At 42.5% G+C, this 15,089-nt stretch carries 14 protein-coding genes; 13 read left to right on the top strand and 1 reads right to left on the bottom strand.

Annotated features, from left to right (window positions below; genetic code table 11):
- Positions 1-17 precede the first annotated feature (17 nt).
- The 9 genes from citZ to M3152_RS18080 all read left to right on the top strand — a co-directional run bounded on the left by citZ (position 18) and on the right by M3152_RS18080 (position 8,933).
- Positions 18-1,133, top strand: coding sequence for a citrate synthase (citZ, locus tag M3152_RS05435; protein WP_251694176.1), 1,116 nt, complete (start codon positions 18-20; stop codon positions 1,131-1,133).
- 95 nt (positions 1,134-1,228) lie between these two features.
- Positions 1,229-2,488 carry an NADP-dependent isocitrate dehydrogenase gene (gene icd / locus M3152_RS05440; protein WP_251694177.1) on the top strand — a complete coding sequence of 420 codons (1,260 nt, stop codon included), beginning with the start codon at positions 1,229-1,231 and terminating at the stop codon, positions 2,486-2,488.
- 132 nt (positions 2,489-2,620) lie between these two features.
- Positions 2,621-3,097: a MaoC family dehydratase gene (locus tag M3152_RS05445; RefSeq protein WP_251694178.1), complete on the top strand. Its 477-nt coding sequence runs from the start codon at positions 2,621-2,623 to the stop codon at positions 3,095-3,097.
- A gap of 45 nt (positions 3,098-3,142) precedes the next feature.
- On the top strand, positions 3,143-3,853 hold the full coding sequence (locus M3152_RS05450) for a response regulator transcription factor (protein ID WP_251695250.1): 711 nt from the start codon (positions 3,143-3,145) through the stop codon (positions 3,851-3,853).
- Complete coding sequence (pnpS, locus tag M3152_RS05455) at positions 3,850-5,250, top strand: two-component system histidine kinase PnpS (protein ID WP_251694179.1); 1,401 nt, start codon at positions 3,850-3,852, stop codon at positions 5,248-5,250. The genes M3152_RS05450 and pnpS overlap by 4 nt, the downstream gene beginning before the upstream one ends.
- Before the next feature lie 74 nt (positions 5,251-5,324).
- Complete coding sequence (gene hflK, locus M3152_RS05460; RefSeq protein ID WP_251694180.1) at positions 5,325-6,293, top strand: FtsH protease activity modulator HflK; 969 nt, start codon at positions 5,325-5,327, stop codon at positions 6,291-6,293.
- Entirely contained in the window at positions 6,293-7,294 is a 1,002-nt protein-coding gene (hflC, locus tag M3152_RS05465; RefSeq protein ID WP_410055848.1) for a protease modulator HflC, read from the top strand. Before hflK ends, hflC begins: the two co-directional genes overlap by 1 nt.
- 926 nt (positions 7,295-8,220) lie before the next feature.
- On the top strand, positions 8,221-8,490 hold the full coding sequence (locus M3152_RS05470; RefSeq protein ID WP_251694181.1) for a hypothetical protein: 270 nt from the start codon (positions 8,221-8,223) through the stop codon (positions 8,488-8,490).
- Between the two features lie 155 nt (positions 8,491-8,645).
- A complete protein-coding gene (locus M3152_RS18080) occupies positions 8,646-8,933 on the top strand; it encodes a TIGR04104 family putative zinc finger protein (protein WP_353056605.1) in 288 nt (95 codons plus the stop codon).
- A 71-nt stretch (positions 8,934-9,004) separates the two neighbouring features.
- Here the strand turns inward: M3152_RS18080 and M3152_RS05475 are convergent, their stop codons facing one another.
- Positions 9,005-9,850, bottom strand: coding sequence for a tyrosine-type recombinase/integrase (locus M3152_RS05475; protein ID WP_251694182.1), 846 nt, complete (start codon positions 9,848-9,850; stop codon positions 9,005-9,007).
- Between the two features lie 157 nt (positions 9,851-10,007).
- On the opposite strand from M3152_RS05475, the gene M3152_RS05480 reads away from it, so the two are divergent.
- From M3152_RS05480 to coaE, 4 genes are all read left to right on the top strand, one after another.
- A complete protein-coding gene (locus M3152_RS05480) occupies positions 10,008-10,325 on the top strand; it encodes a hypothetical protein (protein ID WP_251694183.1) in 318 nt (105 codons plus the stop codon).
- A gap of 609 nt (positions 10,326-10,934) precedes the next feature.
- Complete coding sequence (gene polA, locus M3152_RS05485) at positions 10,935-13,559, top strand: DNA polymerase I (protein ID WP_251694184.1); 2,625 nt, start codon at positions 10,935-10,937, stop codon at positions 13,557-13,559.
- Between the two features lie 9 nt (positions 13,560-13,568).
- The gene (gene mutM / locus M3152_RS05490; RefSeq protein WP_251694185.1) at positions 13,569-14,441 is read left to right on the top strand and encodes a bifunctional DNA-formamidopyrimidine glycosylase/DNA-(apurinic or apyrimidinic site) lyase; all 873 of its coding nucleotides are present in this window, start codon (positions 13,569-13,571) and stop codon (positions 14,439-14,441) included.
- Between the two features lie 16 nt (positions 14,442-14,457).
- Positions 14,458-15,054, top strand: a complete 597-nt coding sequence (coaE, locus tag M3152_RS05495; RefSeq protein WP_285847104.1) for a dephospho-CoA kinase — start codon at positions 14,458-14,460, stop codon at positions 15,052-15,054.
- Positions 15,055-15,089 lie beyond the last annotated feature (35 nt).

The raw sequence follows: 15,089 nt of genomic DNA on the forward strand, positions 1-15,089 counted from the left end.
CTGAAGGAGCGATTTAAATGACAGCATCAAAAGGTTTGGAAGGAATCGTAGCGACACAATCCGCCATCAGTTCTATAATTGATGACACTCTTACATACGTCGGTTACGATATCGATGATCTTGCAGTTAATGCAAGCTTTGAGGAAGTTGTTTATCTTTTATGGCACCAACGTCTGCCAAAAGCGGACGAGCTAGCAGAATTAAAGCAGCAACTTGCGGATAATATGTCGGTTCCACAGCCTGTACTTGATCATTTTAAGACATATCCAATTGGCGAAGTACACCCGATGGCGGCATTGCGAACAGCAATTTCCCTTCTCGGATTATACGATGAAAACGCTGAAGATATGTCTGATGAAGCCAATTATGTAAAAGCAATCAAGCTTCAAGCGAAAGTGGCAACGATTGTTACTGCTTTCTCTCGCATCCGTAAAGGTCAAGAGCCCGTTGCTCCTAAACTGGAACTTGGCTATGCAGCAAACTTCTTATATATGTTGACAGGTGAAGAACCTGAAGATATCGCTGTCGAAGCATTCAATAAAGCATTAGTGCTTCACGCTGACCATGAATTGAACGCATCTACTTTCACTGCGCGTGTTTGTGTGGCAACGCTATCCGATATGTATTCCGGTATAACGGCCGCAATTGGAGCACTTAAAGGCCCGCTTCACGGTGGTGCGAATGAGCAGGTGATGAAGATGCTCATGGAAATCGGCGACGAAGATAAAGTAGATTCTTACATTAGAGAAAAACTTGACAATAAAGAGAAAATCATGGGCTTCGGCCACCGTGTATACCGTAAAGGTGACCCACGTGCGAAGCATCTCCGTGAGATGTCAAAAAAATTGACAGAACTTCGCGGAGAAGAGAAATGGTATAATATGTCCCTTGAAATCGAATCTATCGTGACAGGCGAGAAGAATTTACCTCCGAACGTGGATTTCTATTCGGCTTCGGTATATCATTCGCTTGGCATTGATCACGATTTATTCACACCTATATTTGCAGTGTCCCGATTCTCAGGTTGGACGGCGCACATCTTGGAGCAATACTCCAATAATAGACTGATCCGTCCTCGTGCGGAGTATATCGGACCAGACATGCAGAAATACGTGCCAATCAACGAAAGATAACTTGTATCCGGATCTAATCGACCGGAATCACAAGTGATACATCGGGGCGGTAGGACAACTATCGGCCCCCTCATCTTGAAATGGAGGAAAGTAAAATGGCTAAAATTACAGTAACTGACGGAGTTCTTAACGTTCCAGATCACGCAACAATCCCATTCATCATTGGAGACGGTACTGGCCCTGATATTTGGCATGCGGCTTCTCGCGTGTTGGAAGCAGCGGTCGATAAAGCATATGACGGCCAAAAGAAAATCGAATGGAAAGAAGTTCTTGCAGGAGAAAAGGCATTCAACGAAACTGGAGAATGGCTACCACAAGAAACGCTTGACACAATCGATGAGTACCTTATCGCTATCAAAGGTCCTTTGACAACTCCGATCGGCGGCGGTTTCCGTTCTCTGAACGTAGCGCTTCGTCAAGAGTTGGACCTCTACACATGCTTGCGTCCTGTTCGTTATTTCGAAGGGGTTCCATCACCTGTTAAACGCCCGGAAGACTGCGATATGGTCATCTTCCGTGAAAATACTGAAGATATCTACGCTGGTATTGAATACCAAGAAGGTACAGATGAAGTTAAGAAATTGATTTCATTCCTACAAGACGAAATGGGTGTAAAAAACATCCGTTTCCCTGAAACTTCCGGTATCGGTATTAAGCCTGTATCCGAAGAAGGTACAAAGCGCCTTGTCCGTGGTGCAATCAATTATGCGCTTAAAGAAGGCCGTAAGTCCGTGACTCTTGTTCATAAAGGGAACATCATGAAATTCACTGAAGGTGCTTTCAAAAACTGGGGTTATGAAGTTGCGGAGCAAGAGTTCGGTGATAAAGTGTTCACTTGGAACGAATATGACAAGATCAAGGAAGCGGAAGGGACGGACGCTGCGAACAAAAAGCAAGCAGACGCAGAAACTGCTGGCAAAATCATCGTTAAAGATGCCATCGCCGATATCTTCCTACAACAAATCTTGACACGTCCGAAGGAGTTCGATGTTGTAGCGACAATGAACTTGAACGGCGACTATATTTCCGATGCACTTGCAGCCCAAGTCGGAGGAATTGGTATCGCTCCAGGTGCTAACATTAACTATCTAACTGGACATGCAATTTTCGAAGCAACACATGGTACAGCTCCGAAATATGCTGGTCTCGACAAAGTGAACCCTTCTTCCGTTCTTCTTTCAGGCGTTATGATGCTTGAGCACATGGGATGGAACGAAGCTGCAAACATGATTACTGCTTCTATAGAGAAAACGATCGCTTCTAAAGTTGTCACATATGACTTCGCTCGTTTGATGGATGGAGCAACAGAAGTGAAAGCGTCCGAGTTTGCTGATGAATTGATCAAAAACCTATAATATTTTATGGAACCGGGAAGCCTTGATGCTTCCCGGTTTTTTAATGCCAACCAAGTCTCTTCTCTTTTGGAGTGAAAATTGATACACTTTCTATAACGAAAATTCCGTGTAGGAAATGAAGGGGGAATCAACTTGATATTAGGTAAAAAAAGACGGATTGGAAGGGAAATTGAAAGAATCGTTGAAGGGGAAAAGCTGAAGCTTACCGAAAAGATCGAGGATAAGGATTTACTTCTCTACCTAGGATTGACAAACGATTCGAATCCACTGTACATTCAGCATGATTACGCATCCCAAACCAAGTTTGAAAAGCCAATCGTACCAACCATCATGTTGAGTGGTATCATCACGTCCGCCATATCAAAATACTTGCCTGGTCCCGGTTCACATATTGCGGAACAGCATTTGGCCTTCCCGCATCACGTGCATCATTATGAAACAATCGATTTTCTATTTGAAGTGATTCGCGTAGAAAAAGAGAAAGGTTCCGTCGTGATTCAAGTAGAAGCTACGAATGAAGATGGGAAACCCGTCATTTCAGGTACCATAACGGTCATTCCGCCCTCCATCCGTGAAGACCTGACTTCGGATGCAATGGAAAACTTTTAATTAAATATCGAGCAACTAAACAGTGAGCATGTAAGGGGGATTAAGATAGTCGTGCAGAAAATCTTGATTGTAGACGACGAGCAGCCGATTCGTACGCTATTGGACTATAATCTAAAACAATCCAATTTCATAACAATCATGGCGGCTGATGGTGAAGAAGCGGTAGTGAAAGTGGAAAGTGAAAATCCCGATTTGATTTTACTCGACCTCATGCTTCCGAAAATGGATGGCATAGAAGTGTGCAAAATCCTTAGACAACGAAATATCAACACGCCTATTATCATGTTGACAGCAAAAGGTGAAGAGACCGATAAAGTCTTAGGATTGGAAATCGGAGCGGACGATTATATGACAAAACCGTTTAGTCCCCGTGAAGTGATCGCAAGAGTGAAGGCGGTCCTACGACGCAGTGGAGAGCGAACCGGCATTGATGAGGATGAAGGTCAGATCCTCCGTTCAGCATCCCTGACAGTTCATCCTGAACAGTACGAAGCTTACCTGAATGAAGAAGCATTGGAATTCACTCCAAAGGAATTCGAACTGCTCGTATACTTCATGCAAAATAAAAATCGTGTGCTCACTCGAGATCAATTATTGAGCGCAGTTTGGAATTATGACTTTGCCGGAGACACTCGGATTGTTGATGTGCATGTCAGCCATTTACGCGAAAAGATTGAGGAAAACACGAGAAAACCAATCTTCATTAAGACAGTTAGAGGGATCGGATACAAATTCGAGGAGCAGAAATTGAAATGAAAGGTCTCAATTCCAAACTTTTTATCGCTTTTGCCATCATATTTTTGATTCTGTTGACTGGTCTTGGCGTTGTCCTTGGCCAGTTTTTTCATATGATCGACGATGGAATAACATTGCGGGTCCAACAAAAGTATTGGATCTTCCTACTCGTCATTTTACCCATAACGTATATTCTTTCCTTGATGCTAAGTGCCCGTGTCATTAGGCAATATGCAAAGCCAATCGACTTAGTGACAAATACGGTCGAGAAAATTGCACGCGGCGATTATTTGGCGAGGACGCCGATTGATGATTTAGGGAGTTATAATGCGCTCGGCATCTCGGTTAATCAGGTTGCGAGGAACTTGCAGGAGACTTCCATATTACGGGCAATGGAAAAGGAACGATTGAAAACATTAATTGAAAGCATGGGCAATGGTCTCCTCATGTTCGGCAGGGAGGGGTCTGTCAATCTTCTGAATGGTGTATTTGAAAAAACTTTTGGTTTTATGCGGGATGAATTGATCGGAAAAACTTTTAAGGACATCGGCTTGCCACAAGGCATTGAAAGATTGATTGAAGACGTTTTTTTGACGGAGCAAGTGCACGAAAGGCAAATCCGGAACGGTCAATCCCACTTTAATGTTTATGGGGCGCCTGTTATCGGGCGTCATGGAAATTGGCTTGGTATCATTGTCGTGACACATGATATTACAAAGCTCGTAAGATTGGAGGAAATCCGCAAAGATTTTGTTGCAAATGTTTCCCATGAGTTACGCACCCCAATCACATCCATTAAAGGATTTACCGAGACACTGTTGGACGGTGCTATGAATGATCCATCTATATCAAAGGAATTCCTAGGAATCATTCAAAAGGAAAGCGATCGTTTGCATCTATTGATTAACGACCTATTGGAGTTGTCGGGAATTGAAAGAGAAGGCTTTCAACTGCAATATAGCAAGGTCTTCGTCCCTGATGTCGTTACCAATGCGGTAAAGATCATTAATGGATTGCTTGAAAGAAAGAATATGGGTATTGTAATAAACAATCAATCAAAAATTGTAATTGATGCGGATGCAGACAGACTTATCCAAGTGATGGTGAATTTGTTGACCAATGCTATCAATTATTCGAAAGAGAATACGACTATAACCATCAATGTATCGGAAACCTACGATGAAGCAATTATCGAAGTGAAGGATGAAGGGATGGGAATCGATCCGACGGAGCTGCCGAGGCTGTTCGAACGGTTCTACAGAGTGGACCGTGCGCGAAGCAGGGATTCCGGTGGCACAGGTCTCGGGTTGGCAATCGTTAAGCATCTGATTGAGGCGCATGGCGGAAAGGTTGCCGTTGAAAGCGAACTAGGTACAGGGTCTATATTTACGATACGTTTACCAAAGAAATCCGCTTAAGGCGGATTTTTTTGAAACCAAAACTGCCCCTTGACCGTAAGTACAGTAGATACATACATAAAGGGGGAATTCAAATGAGTACACGCCGAGCATCGGTGGCTGCAGGGCTTGTCATTACTGGAGTTTTATTGCTCATCATTGCGTTTACAACGTGGTACACGGTGGATGAGTCTGAGCAGGCCATCGTCATCACTTTCGGTCAAGCGGGTACACCGGTAACAGAATCGGGATTGCATTTCAAACTGCCTTGGCCGGTTCAGCATGTTGAGAAACTTTCAAAAGAGACATTTAGTCTCCAGTTCGGTTACAAACAAGATCCAAATGGGGAGCTTGTATCCTTTGATAAGGAAACAAAAATGATTACCGGAGATGAGTATATTGTCCTTGCGGATTTAGTTGTCCAATGGAAAATTACGGACCCGGAAAAGTATTTATTCAACTCGCAAAACCCACAGGAAATACTACATGATGCAACATCCGCCTCCATTAGATCGGTCATCGGAAGTTCGACGATCGATTCAGCACTGACAGATGGGAAAGCGGAAATTGAAGCGAAAACGCGTGAATTATTGACATCTCTTATGACGAATTACGACATCGGCATATCCATTCAAGGCGTCAAATTACAAGATGTAGAACTCCCGAATGCCGAAGTCCGTGCTGCATTCACTGCTGTTACGGATGCCCGTGAAACAAAAAGCACTAAAATAAATGAAGCTGAAAAATACAAAAATCAGCGGGAAAGTGAAGCGATTGGGGAGCGGGATGCAATTAAATCTCGCGCGCTCGGACAAAAGAAAGCACGTATTGAGCAAGCTCACGGTGATGTTGCCCTGTTCAATGATTTGCATGCGGAATACGCAAAAAGCAAGGCAATCACCCGCCAGCGTTTAATCATTGAAACATTGGAGCAAGTATTGCCAAAAGCAAAAATCTATATTATGAACGATGATGGCGAAACGTTGAAATATTTACCATTGCAGCAACTGGAAAACCAACCGCCACCACCTGCTGAGCAGAAAACGGAAGGGGGCGGCAACTGATGACGAACGACAACAATCCATTCAAAAGCATTGAAGATAAATTTAAGGAAATGCAACGTGGGCAAAAGAAAAAGGCGACTGGATCGGATAAGGTCATTACTCCGAAAAAGCCATTCAATACGAGGAAGTTTGTAAAAACAGCAATTACATTAACAGTTATCTTTGCGATTGCTATCATTCTGCTTGCCAATGTATTCGTTGTAAAAGAAGGCGAATACCGCGTTGTACGCCAATTCGGTGAAATAACGAGAATTATTAAAGAGCCTGGGTTAAACATGAAAATCCCATTCATTCAATCAGTGACAAGTTTGCCAAAAAATCAAATGACATATAATGTTTCAGAAGCAGAAATCAGCACAAAAGATAAAAAGCGGATTATCATTGATAATTACGCCGTATGGAAAATTACGAACCCTGGAAAAATGATTTCCAATGCGCGAAACATCATCAATGCGGAAGCACGTATGGAGGAATTCATCTATTCCGTCATTCGAAACGAGATGGGTAAGTTGGATTACGTAGATGTCGTCAATGAGGAAAATTCAAAGCGAGGCAACTTGAATGACCTTGTCACGAAGAAAGTGAACGAATTTCTTGATGAAGGTAATTTTGGCATAGAAGTGATTGATGTGCGGATGAAACGGATTGACCTTCCGGAGGAGAACGAACATTCCATCTACACAAGGATGATTTCGGAACGTGAATCGACGGCTCAGCGATACCTATCAGAAGGAGATGCCGAAAAGAAGACAATTGAGGCGGAAACGGACCGTATCGTGCAAGAGATGCTAGCGACTGCGAAAAAAGAAGCTGCCATCATCCATGCCGAAGGGGAAGCGGAAGCTGCTAAAATCTACAATAACACATTTTCAAAGGATCCCGAGTTCTACAATCTATACCGTACCCTCCAGTCCTATTCACGGACAATCGGGGAAGACACGATGATCATCATGCCGGCCGACTCGCCGTATGCGAAAATACTGACGGGATACTTGGAATAAAAGAGAGTGAAACTGTTGCTTTCCGTTTCGGCGCTCACTTTCCGCGGGCATGGCTTGAGCCAATCGAACAACGAAGGATTCGATTTGCCGTATTTCTGCGTTCTTTGCAGAAATTAAGGCATCCTCATTCCGCTCCCTTAGGGTCGCAAAAAACACTGCTCGCAACGCTGCGCTTGTGCTCGCAAACGCCGTGCTTCGTAACGGCGTTCGCAGGAGTCGAGCGCCTTCACTCCAAGCAACAGGCGGGTGGGCCTGATACTGGCATTTATGAACAAGCAATAGAAGTATATAACGAAGTTAAGAAACAATATTAAGTTGAAATGATAAGTGAACTATTTTGATATTATTAGCTGAATTTCCATCCGCTAAGGATGCGTTAGCTTAAAAAGCACTAAAAGGACCTCATTAGATTAACGGGTTCGGTTGATGGGGAGAAAACAGTAAAAAACACAGCATTTGGGGATACAATTCGCATATGAATTGGTGTCCCCATTTTATTGTTATATCAACGTTTAGATGATTTATATAGACGAACTGGAACCGCAATTAGCACGGGGATTAACAAGAGCACATAAATTTATGTGCCTTTGCTAATTCACTTGTTAAAACACTTGCTAATTGGGTATTGGAAAGAAAAATATAGAAGGAAGATGAGAAATCTATGGTAAATATATTGAAGATTATGAAGTGATGTTTTTCAACTAACGAAACAGATTAGTCTAACAAGGGTTGAAATATATCGCAGGCATTCCAATAACTTGAGGGGGAAAGAAATGAGTAAGAAAACCGTCGTTTAATTAATAATCGTTGTACTTGCAATAGGATTGCTATTATCGAAGTATTATGAGTACAAAGAAAAGAGCTTGGATGAACTATTCACGAATGTTAAATCTATTTCATTTGGGAGTCTTAATGATGACGATAAATTGACAATAGATAAAAAAGAAGCAATAGATGAATTAAAAATGTTTTTAAGCCAATATCAAGTTAAAAAAATAAAAGATCCAAAGGGGATTGTCTATTCGGAAGAAGCAGTATTTCGGATGAACATTCACACTAAAAATAAAAGTTTGATGGTTTTCTTCGACAAAGATCGTATTCACATTCCTGGCATTGGGTATTACAATGTTCTCAATGGACCAATAGATAAGGGAAGACTACAAAGTTTTTTAGAAAAATATGTAGGCGAAAATTAACTAGTAGCAAAGCTAGGTAACATGGTTTAATCCCTTATACGGGTGGTGCTTTACTTGAAAATCGATGAGCTGATTAGACGGCTCTTTTTCTTGTTCAACTAAAGGGAAGTTTAGTAATTCAGCACCTTATGAAATTGTAATGGAGGTCATTAGCTTTGCAAAAATGTGAGAATTGCAACGCTCATTTTAGTTGGCGAAAAATCTATAAATCCTTGTGGTGGAATTATAAACCTATTGAATGTAACGAATGCGATACAACACACAAGATGACAATGCCAAGCAGGTTGATTTTTGTCTCTATCACTATTCTTCCCATGCTCACTTTCGGTTATTTTCTGTCCCCTTTTAGCAATGGACTTATGACATTTAGTATATCTATTCTAATTCTAATTATTGGTTCTCTGTTGGCACCATTTCTTGTTACTTATAAAAAGTCTCTGTGAACTAATGTACTAAAGCTAACGAGTAGCTTTAGTCAAGTAAAGCCATGTCTGTTAAGACGTGCTCCTTACATTTAAAAGTACTTCTGATAATACTCTTTCCTTAGCCTTCCGCTTAATTGAGCGTAAATCCTTGTTGTTTCACTTTTCTCATGCCCCAAAAGACTTTGTATGACTTCAATAGGTGCTCCATTATTCAATAAATGAGTTGCATAGCTGTGTCTTAGTTGGTGTGGATGTGGATGAATCTCTTTGTTGATTTCGGCACGATTTGAAATTCGCTTGATGATGTATCGCATTTGGGCGACCCTCATTTTATGTGGCTGCCTTGCTGTCACAAAGATGGCAGGATTATTGTCATTCCGGCTTTCAAGATATCGTTTAAGCCATATGTCGCAACGTGTACTGAAATAAACTTCCCTTTCCTTATCTCCTTTTCCTCTAACGATTGCGGATTGATTTGTCCAATTAATATTGTTCTTTTCTAACGCAACTATTTCTCCAATTCGACAACCTGTAGAAAACATGAATTCGAAAATCGCTTTTTCTATTGGGGTATGACAGGATTCACGAAGGTGTTCAATCTCTCGTTCGGTTAAATGCTTGGGTATCCGCTTACCGACTTTGGGCTCTTTAATCTTGGAAGTTGGATTCTTACTCAGGTAGCCTTCTTCATGTGACCAACGAAAAAAAGATTTTAGAAAGCGGATACGATGTGCAAGACTGGCTGGTTTTAAATGCTTACCCGATACGGCAAGATATTCCTTCAGTTGATTCGTATCCAGCAAGTCCATCTCTACATCCTTAAAATAACTTATCAGTAGCGTAGACTGTAACTGATAGGCTTTCAACGTTTGTGGTGAAAAACCCTCTATCCGTTTATCAGCTTCAAACGAAGACCATGCTTTTGACAATAACAATTCCATTCCCCCTAAGAGAGTAATATTAAAGGGATTATTGCCAACTTAATAGAAGTATAGTCATATTGAGTATTTTCACTAACGTGGCCAGATTAGTTTAACAACAATTTGAAACTTTAGTACGTAATATGCATCTAATCTTTCAAGGGGGTGCCTTGTGAAAACTAAATTTACAATAAGTTTTACATTATTGATTTGTTTATTTTTTGCTGGCTGTTCTGATGATTATCAAGAAAGTTTTACTTTTACAGATACAGTAGAAGAGATTCTTGTTGAAGAAGAAATGTTGATTATGAAGGAGTATGGCGGGGTTTCTCACGGTAGACGAGAAGGAAATGTATACGAAATACCCGTTGATAACGTAGAGAAATATAACATTGGACAAAAGCTTGAAATAACTGTCTTTTCTAATACTGATGCTGATATTTGGAGATTAGACAATATGAAATTCGATATAAAAACAATCGAAAATTAAATTTCTTATTCAACGGGTGCTTTAGTTCAATAAGGACAGTAAAATATTACGCCGAAAAACGCTTGATTTGAGCGTTTTTATTTGTTTTTTATCTAGCTATTTCAGGTTAGTTGCACTTTTCTCCCCATCAACCGAACCCGTTATCATTAGATGGTCTTTTTTTATTTATGTTTGAAAAACACAAATACGATAATTGTTTTTTGGACAGCGTTATTGGTAGTTACACTTGTCAACATGGTAAGATAAGTGGAGATAACGTTTATTTTGGAGATTGAATTAGCCGTTTTCAGTTGAAACAATTTTTAGTTGATTGGAGTGGAAGGTGGCGACTCCTTGGGGATTAGCGAACGCCGTTACGAAGAACGGCGTTTGCGAACACAAGCGTAGCCTTGTGAGCAATGTATTTTGCGACCTTAAGGGAGCAGAATGAGGGCTGCCTTGATTTCTGAAAAAAGCGCAGAAATACGGCAAATCGAACCCTTAGTTGTTCGATTGGCTCACCGCCCGCCCGGAAAGCGTCCGCCGGAAACGGAAATCAACGGCAGGTAGCTGGAGGATAAAATTTAATTCAACTTATTATTAGATGAACGAATAAGGGAGTGGAGTCTTGTGACGAAAAAGAAAGTAGTTCTTTTAGATGGAAATAGCTTGGCGTATCGTGCGTTTTTTGCTTTGCCTTTATTAACGAACGATACTGGCATTCATACCAATGCAGTGTACGGATTCACGATGATGCTGCAAAACATACTGGCGGAAGAAAAGCCGACTCATATGCTCGTCGCCTGGGATGCCGGAAAGACGACGTTCAGACACTCCACATTCACGGAGTATAAAGGCGGCCGTCAAAAGACGCCACCGGAGCTTTCAGAACAATTCCCTTACTTGCGAAAGCTGCTTGACGCTTTCCAAATTCCGCAATACGAACTCGATCAGTATGAAGCGGATGATATTATCGGGACATTGAGCAAGTCGGGTGACGAAGAGGGCGTGGAAGTCGTCATCATTTCAGGTGACAAGGACTTAACGCAGCTGGCGAGCGACCATACGACGGTGTGCATTACACGAAAAGGGATCACTGACCTTGAAAAATACACACCAGCACATGTTATGGAGAAATACGGCATTACACCACCGCAGATCATTGACATGAAAGGTCTCATGGGAGATGCTTCCGACAATATTCCTGGCGTTCCGGGTGTCGGTGAGAAGACTGCGCTTAAACTATTGAAGGAATACGGCTCAGTTGAAAAAGTATATGAATCCCTGGATTCTGTTTCAGGAAAGAAATTGAAGGAAAACTTGACGGAAAATGAAGAGCAAGCATTCATGAGCAAAAAGCTCGCGACAATTGAAGTGAATGCACCCATTACAATTTCGATGGACGACTTGACATACTCGGGACCTGATGAAGAAAACGTCAAAACGATATATGAGGAACTGAAATTCAAGACGTTGCTTGAAAAAATGGCTCCCCAAACGGAAAGTGAACCCGTAAAGGAAATTGACGTTCAAATCGTAACTAATCCTGAAATGATTGAACTTGCGGATGAAATGGCAATCCATATTGAAATGATGGATGAAAATTATTTGTCTTCGGAAGTTACAGGCGTCAGCATGACGGACGGCAAACAAACACTATTCATTCCTATCGCGGTTTTGCAACAATCCGACCGTTTAAAAGAATGGCTGCGTGATGAAGAGAAAAGGAAGCTTGCAACCGATTCAAAAGCTGCCTCTGCATCATTATTACGATACGGCATCGAAGTGAATGGCTTTGAATTTGATCTATTGCTAGCGACATATATTGCGAATCCATCTACCTCTTATACGGATGTCGCTTCCGTCGCAAGGGAATTCAACTATTCAGATGTCCAACCTGATGAAGCTGTTTATGGAAAAGGCGCGAAAAAAGCATTGCCGGAAGAAAAGGTGCTTGCAGATCATGCCGGCAGGAAAGCTCAAGCTGTCTGGGAGCTCAGACCTATACTTGAAGAGAAATTACATGAAAATGAACAGTTTGAATTGTATCGCGAACTCGAAATGCCACTAGCAAACATTCTTGGGAAGATGGAATCGGCAGGTGTTAAGACCGACTTGGGCATCCTCCAGCAAATCGGCCTTCAGCTATCCACGAGATTGACCGAACTCGAATCGATCATTTATGAGATGGCTGGACAACCGTTCAATATTAATTCTCCAAAGCAGTTAGGAGAGATCCTGTTTGAAAAGATCGGATTAACGCCAATCAAAAAAACGAAGACGGGCTATTCGACTGCAGCGGATGTTTTAGAAAAGCTTGAAAGCGAGCATGAAATTATTAGTTTCATTTTGACATACCGTCAGCTCGGTAAGCTGAATTCGACTTATATCGAAGGTTTGTCAAAGGAGATCCACGAGGACGGAAAAATTCATACTCGATTCCAACAGGCATTGACGCAAACGGGCCGATTGAGCTCCATCAATCCTAACTTGCAAAACATCCCGATTCGGCTCGAGGAAGGTAGAAAGATCCGTGCAGCATTCGTTCCATCAGAGCCAGGCTGGCTTATGTTCGCTGCCGATTATTCACAGATTGAATTGCGTGTCCTTGCCCATATGTCCCAAGACGAGAAAATGATTTCAGCTTTCCGGGAAGGGGAAGACATCCATACGAAAACTGCGATGGATGTATTCGGAGTGGATAAAGACGCCGTGTCCTCAGACATGAGAAGGACTGCCAAGGCGGTTAACTTTGGAATTGTCTATGGCATAAGCGATTACGGTCTGTCACAAAGCTTGAATATCACCCGGAAGGAAGCAGGAAAATTCATCGACACGTACCTCGAGACATTCCCTGGAGTAAAGCAATACATGGAAGATATCGTCTCCGAGGCGAAAATGAAGGGCTATGTCGTCACGATGATGAACAGACGAAGATACTTGCCTGATATTACAAGTTCGAATTTTAATTTGCGGAGCTTTGCAGAAAGAACGGCTATGAATACGCCGATACAAGGGACTGCCGCAGATATCATTAAAAAGGCGATGATCGATATGGACGCCAGATTGAAGGAGGAAAAAATGCAGACGCGCATGCTCCTTCAAGTGCATGATGAATTGATCTTTGAAGCGCCTGAGGAAGAAATCGAAAAACTGAAGATAATCGTACCGGACGTGATGGAATCTGCATTGGCACTCGATGTACCTTTAAAGGCCGAGTGGGCGTTTGGTCATTCTTGGTACGAAACGAAGTGAGGAATAGAAATGCCAGAACTGCCTGAAGTGGAAGGTGTCGTCCGCGAATTATCGTCCGTCTCCATCGGACGCACCATTTCTGAAGTGCAAGTTTCCGATGTAATAAGGAAATCTAAAGAATTGGGCAAGGAAGCGATTGTCAAAGGGAAAACCCTTGAAGACTTCATCGAAGAGCTTGCCTTCATGACGATTGTGGACATCACGAGAAGAAGTAAATATATTTATTTTCATTTGGAAAAGGACGGGCTACCTTATTTACTGGTCAGCCATCTTGGCATGTCGGGTGCGTGGTTCATTGTCGACACGTTGGAAGACGTTACGGAACAGAAATTCAGGAACCATATCCATGTCGTTCTCAAGATGGCGGATGGAGGACTGCTCGTCTATTCCGATATCCGTCGATTCGGGGAATTGCGGCTGTTGCAAAAGGAAGGGGATTATACGCCATTGCTTAAAATGGCCCCAGAACCGTTTGACACAATTGCCGCCGACCATTTCCTCGCTATGGCTTCAACACCGAAATATGCGCGGAAGCCAATCAAAGAAGTGATCATGGATGGCCATGTCATTTCGGGTTGCGGAAACATCTACGCGACGGAAGCGCTATTTCGAATGAAGATCCATCCGGGAAGGGCGACGGAACGGATAAGCGAAAAAAGGAAACGGGAATTATTCCGGGAAATCGTTGATGTCTTGCAAGAGAGCATCGATGCGGGAGGAAGCTCCATCTCGGATTATCGGAATATTAATGGGGAAGCAGGAACGATGCAGACCCGTTTGAAGATGTATGGTAAGAAAGTGTGTGGAACATGCGGCAAAGAGACTAAAAGCATGAAAATCGCTGGTAGGACCTCTGTATATTGCCCTCAATGCCAAAGGTGAGGAAGGGATGATTCCAATGATCATCGGTTTGACAGGAAGCATTGCGACCGGCAAAAGCACTGTGTCGCGGATGCTAAAACAAAAAGGATATCCGATCGTTGACGCGGATGAAATTTCAAGACTCGTCGTGGAGCCCGGCAGTCCTGCACTTGATCAAATTGCCCAGACGTTCGGCGGGGATGTACTCCTGCCCGACGGTGCGCTGAACAGAGAAAAGCTCGGCAATCTCATCTTCAATGACGAGGAAAAGCGGAAAATGCTGAACGAGATCGTCCATCCAGCTGTCCGTAAGGAAATGATCCGGCAAAAGGAAGAATGGATAGATAAAGGGGCAAATACTGTCATCATGGATATTCCCCTCCTTTTTGAAAGCAAGCTTCAGTCGTATGTAGATAAAATAGTTGTCGTATCAGCAACCCCCTCCATTCAGAGGGAGCGTCTGATTGCGAGAAATGGCTACTCTACAGAGGAAGCGGATGCCCGCATCAACTCGCAGCTTCCGATTGCCAAGAAGGAATTGGGCGCGAATGCAGTCATTAATAATAATGGAACAATGGAAGAGACCGAAAACCAACTTGATGCAATATTAATTGAATGGCAAGCGGAAATTTAACTCGAATTATTTTATTCTCTGAAAAGTGGAACATT

This window comes from Sporosarcina luteola, assembly GCF_023715245.1.
GTDB lineage: Bacteria > Bacillota > Bacilli > Bacillales_A > Planococcaceae > Sporosarcina > Sporosarcina luteola_C.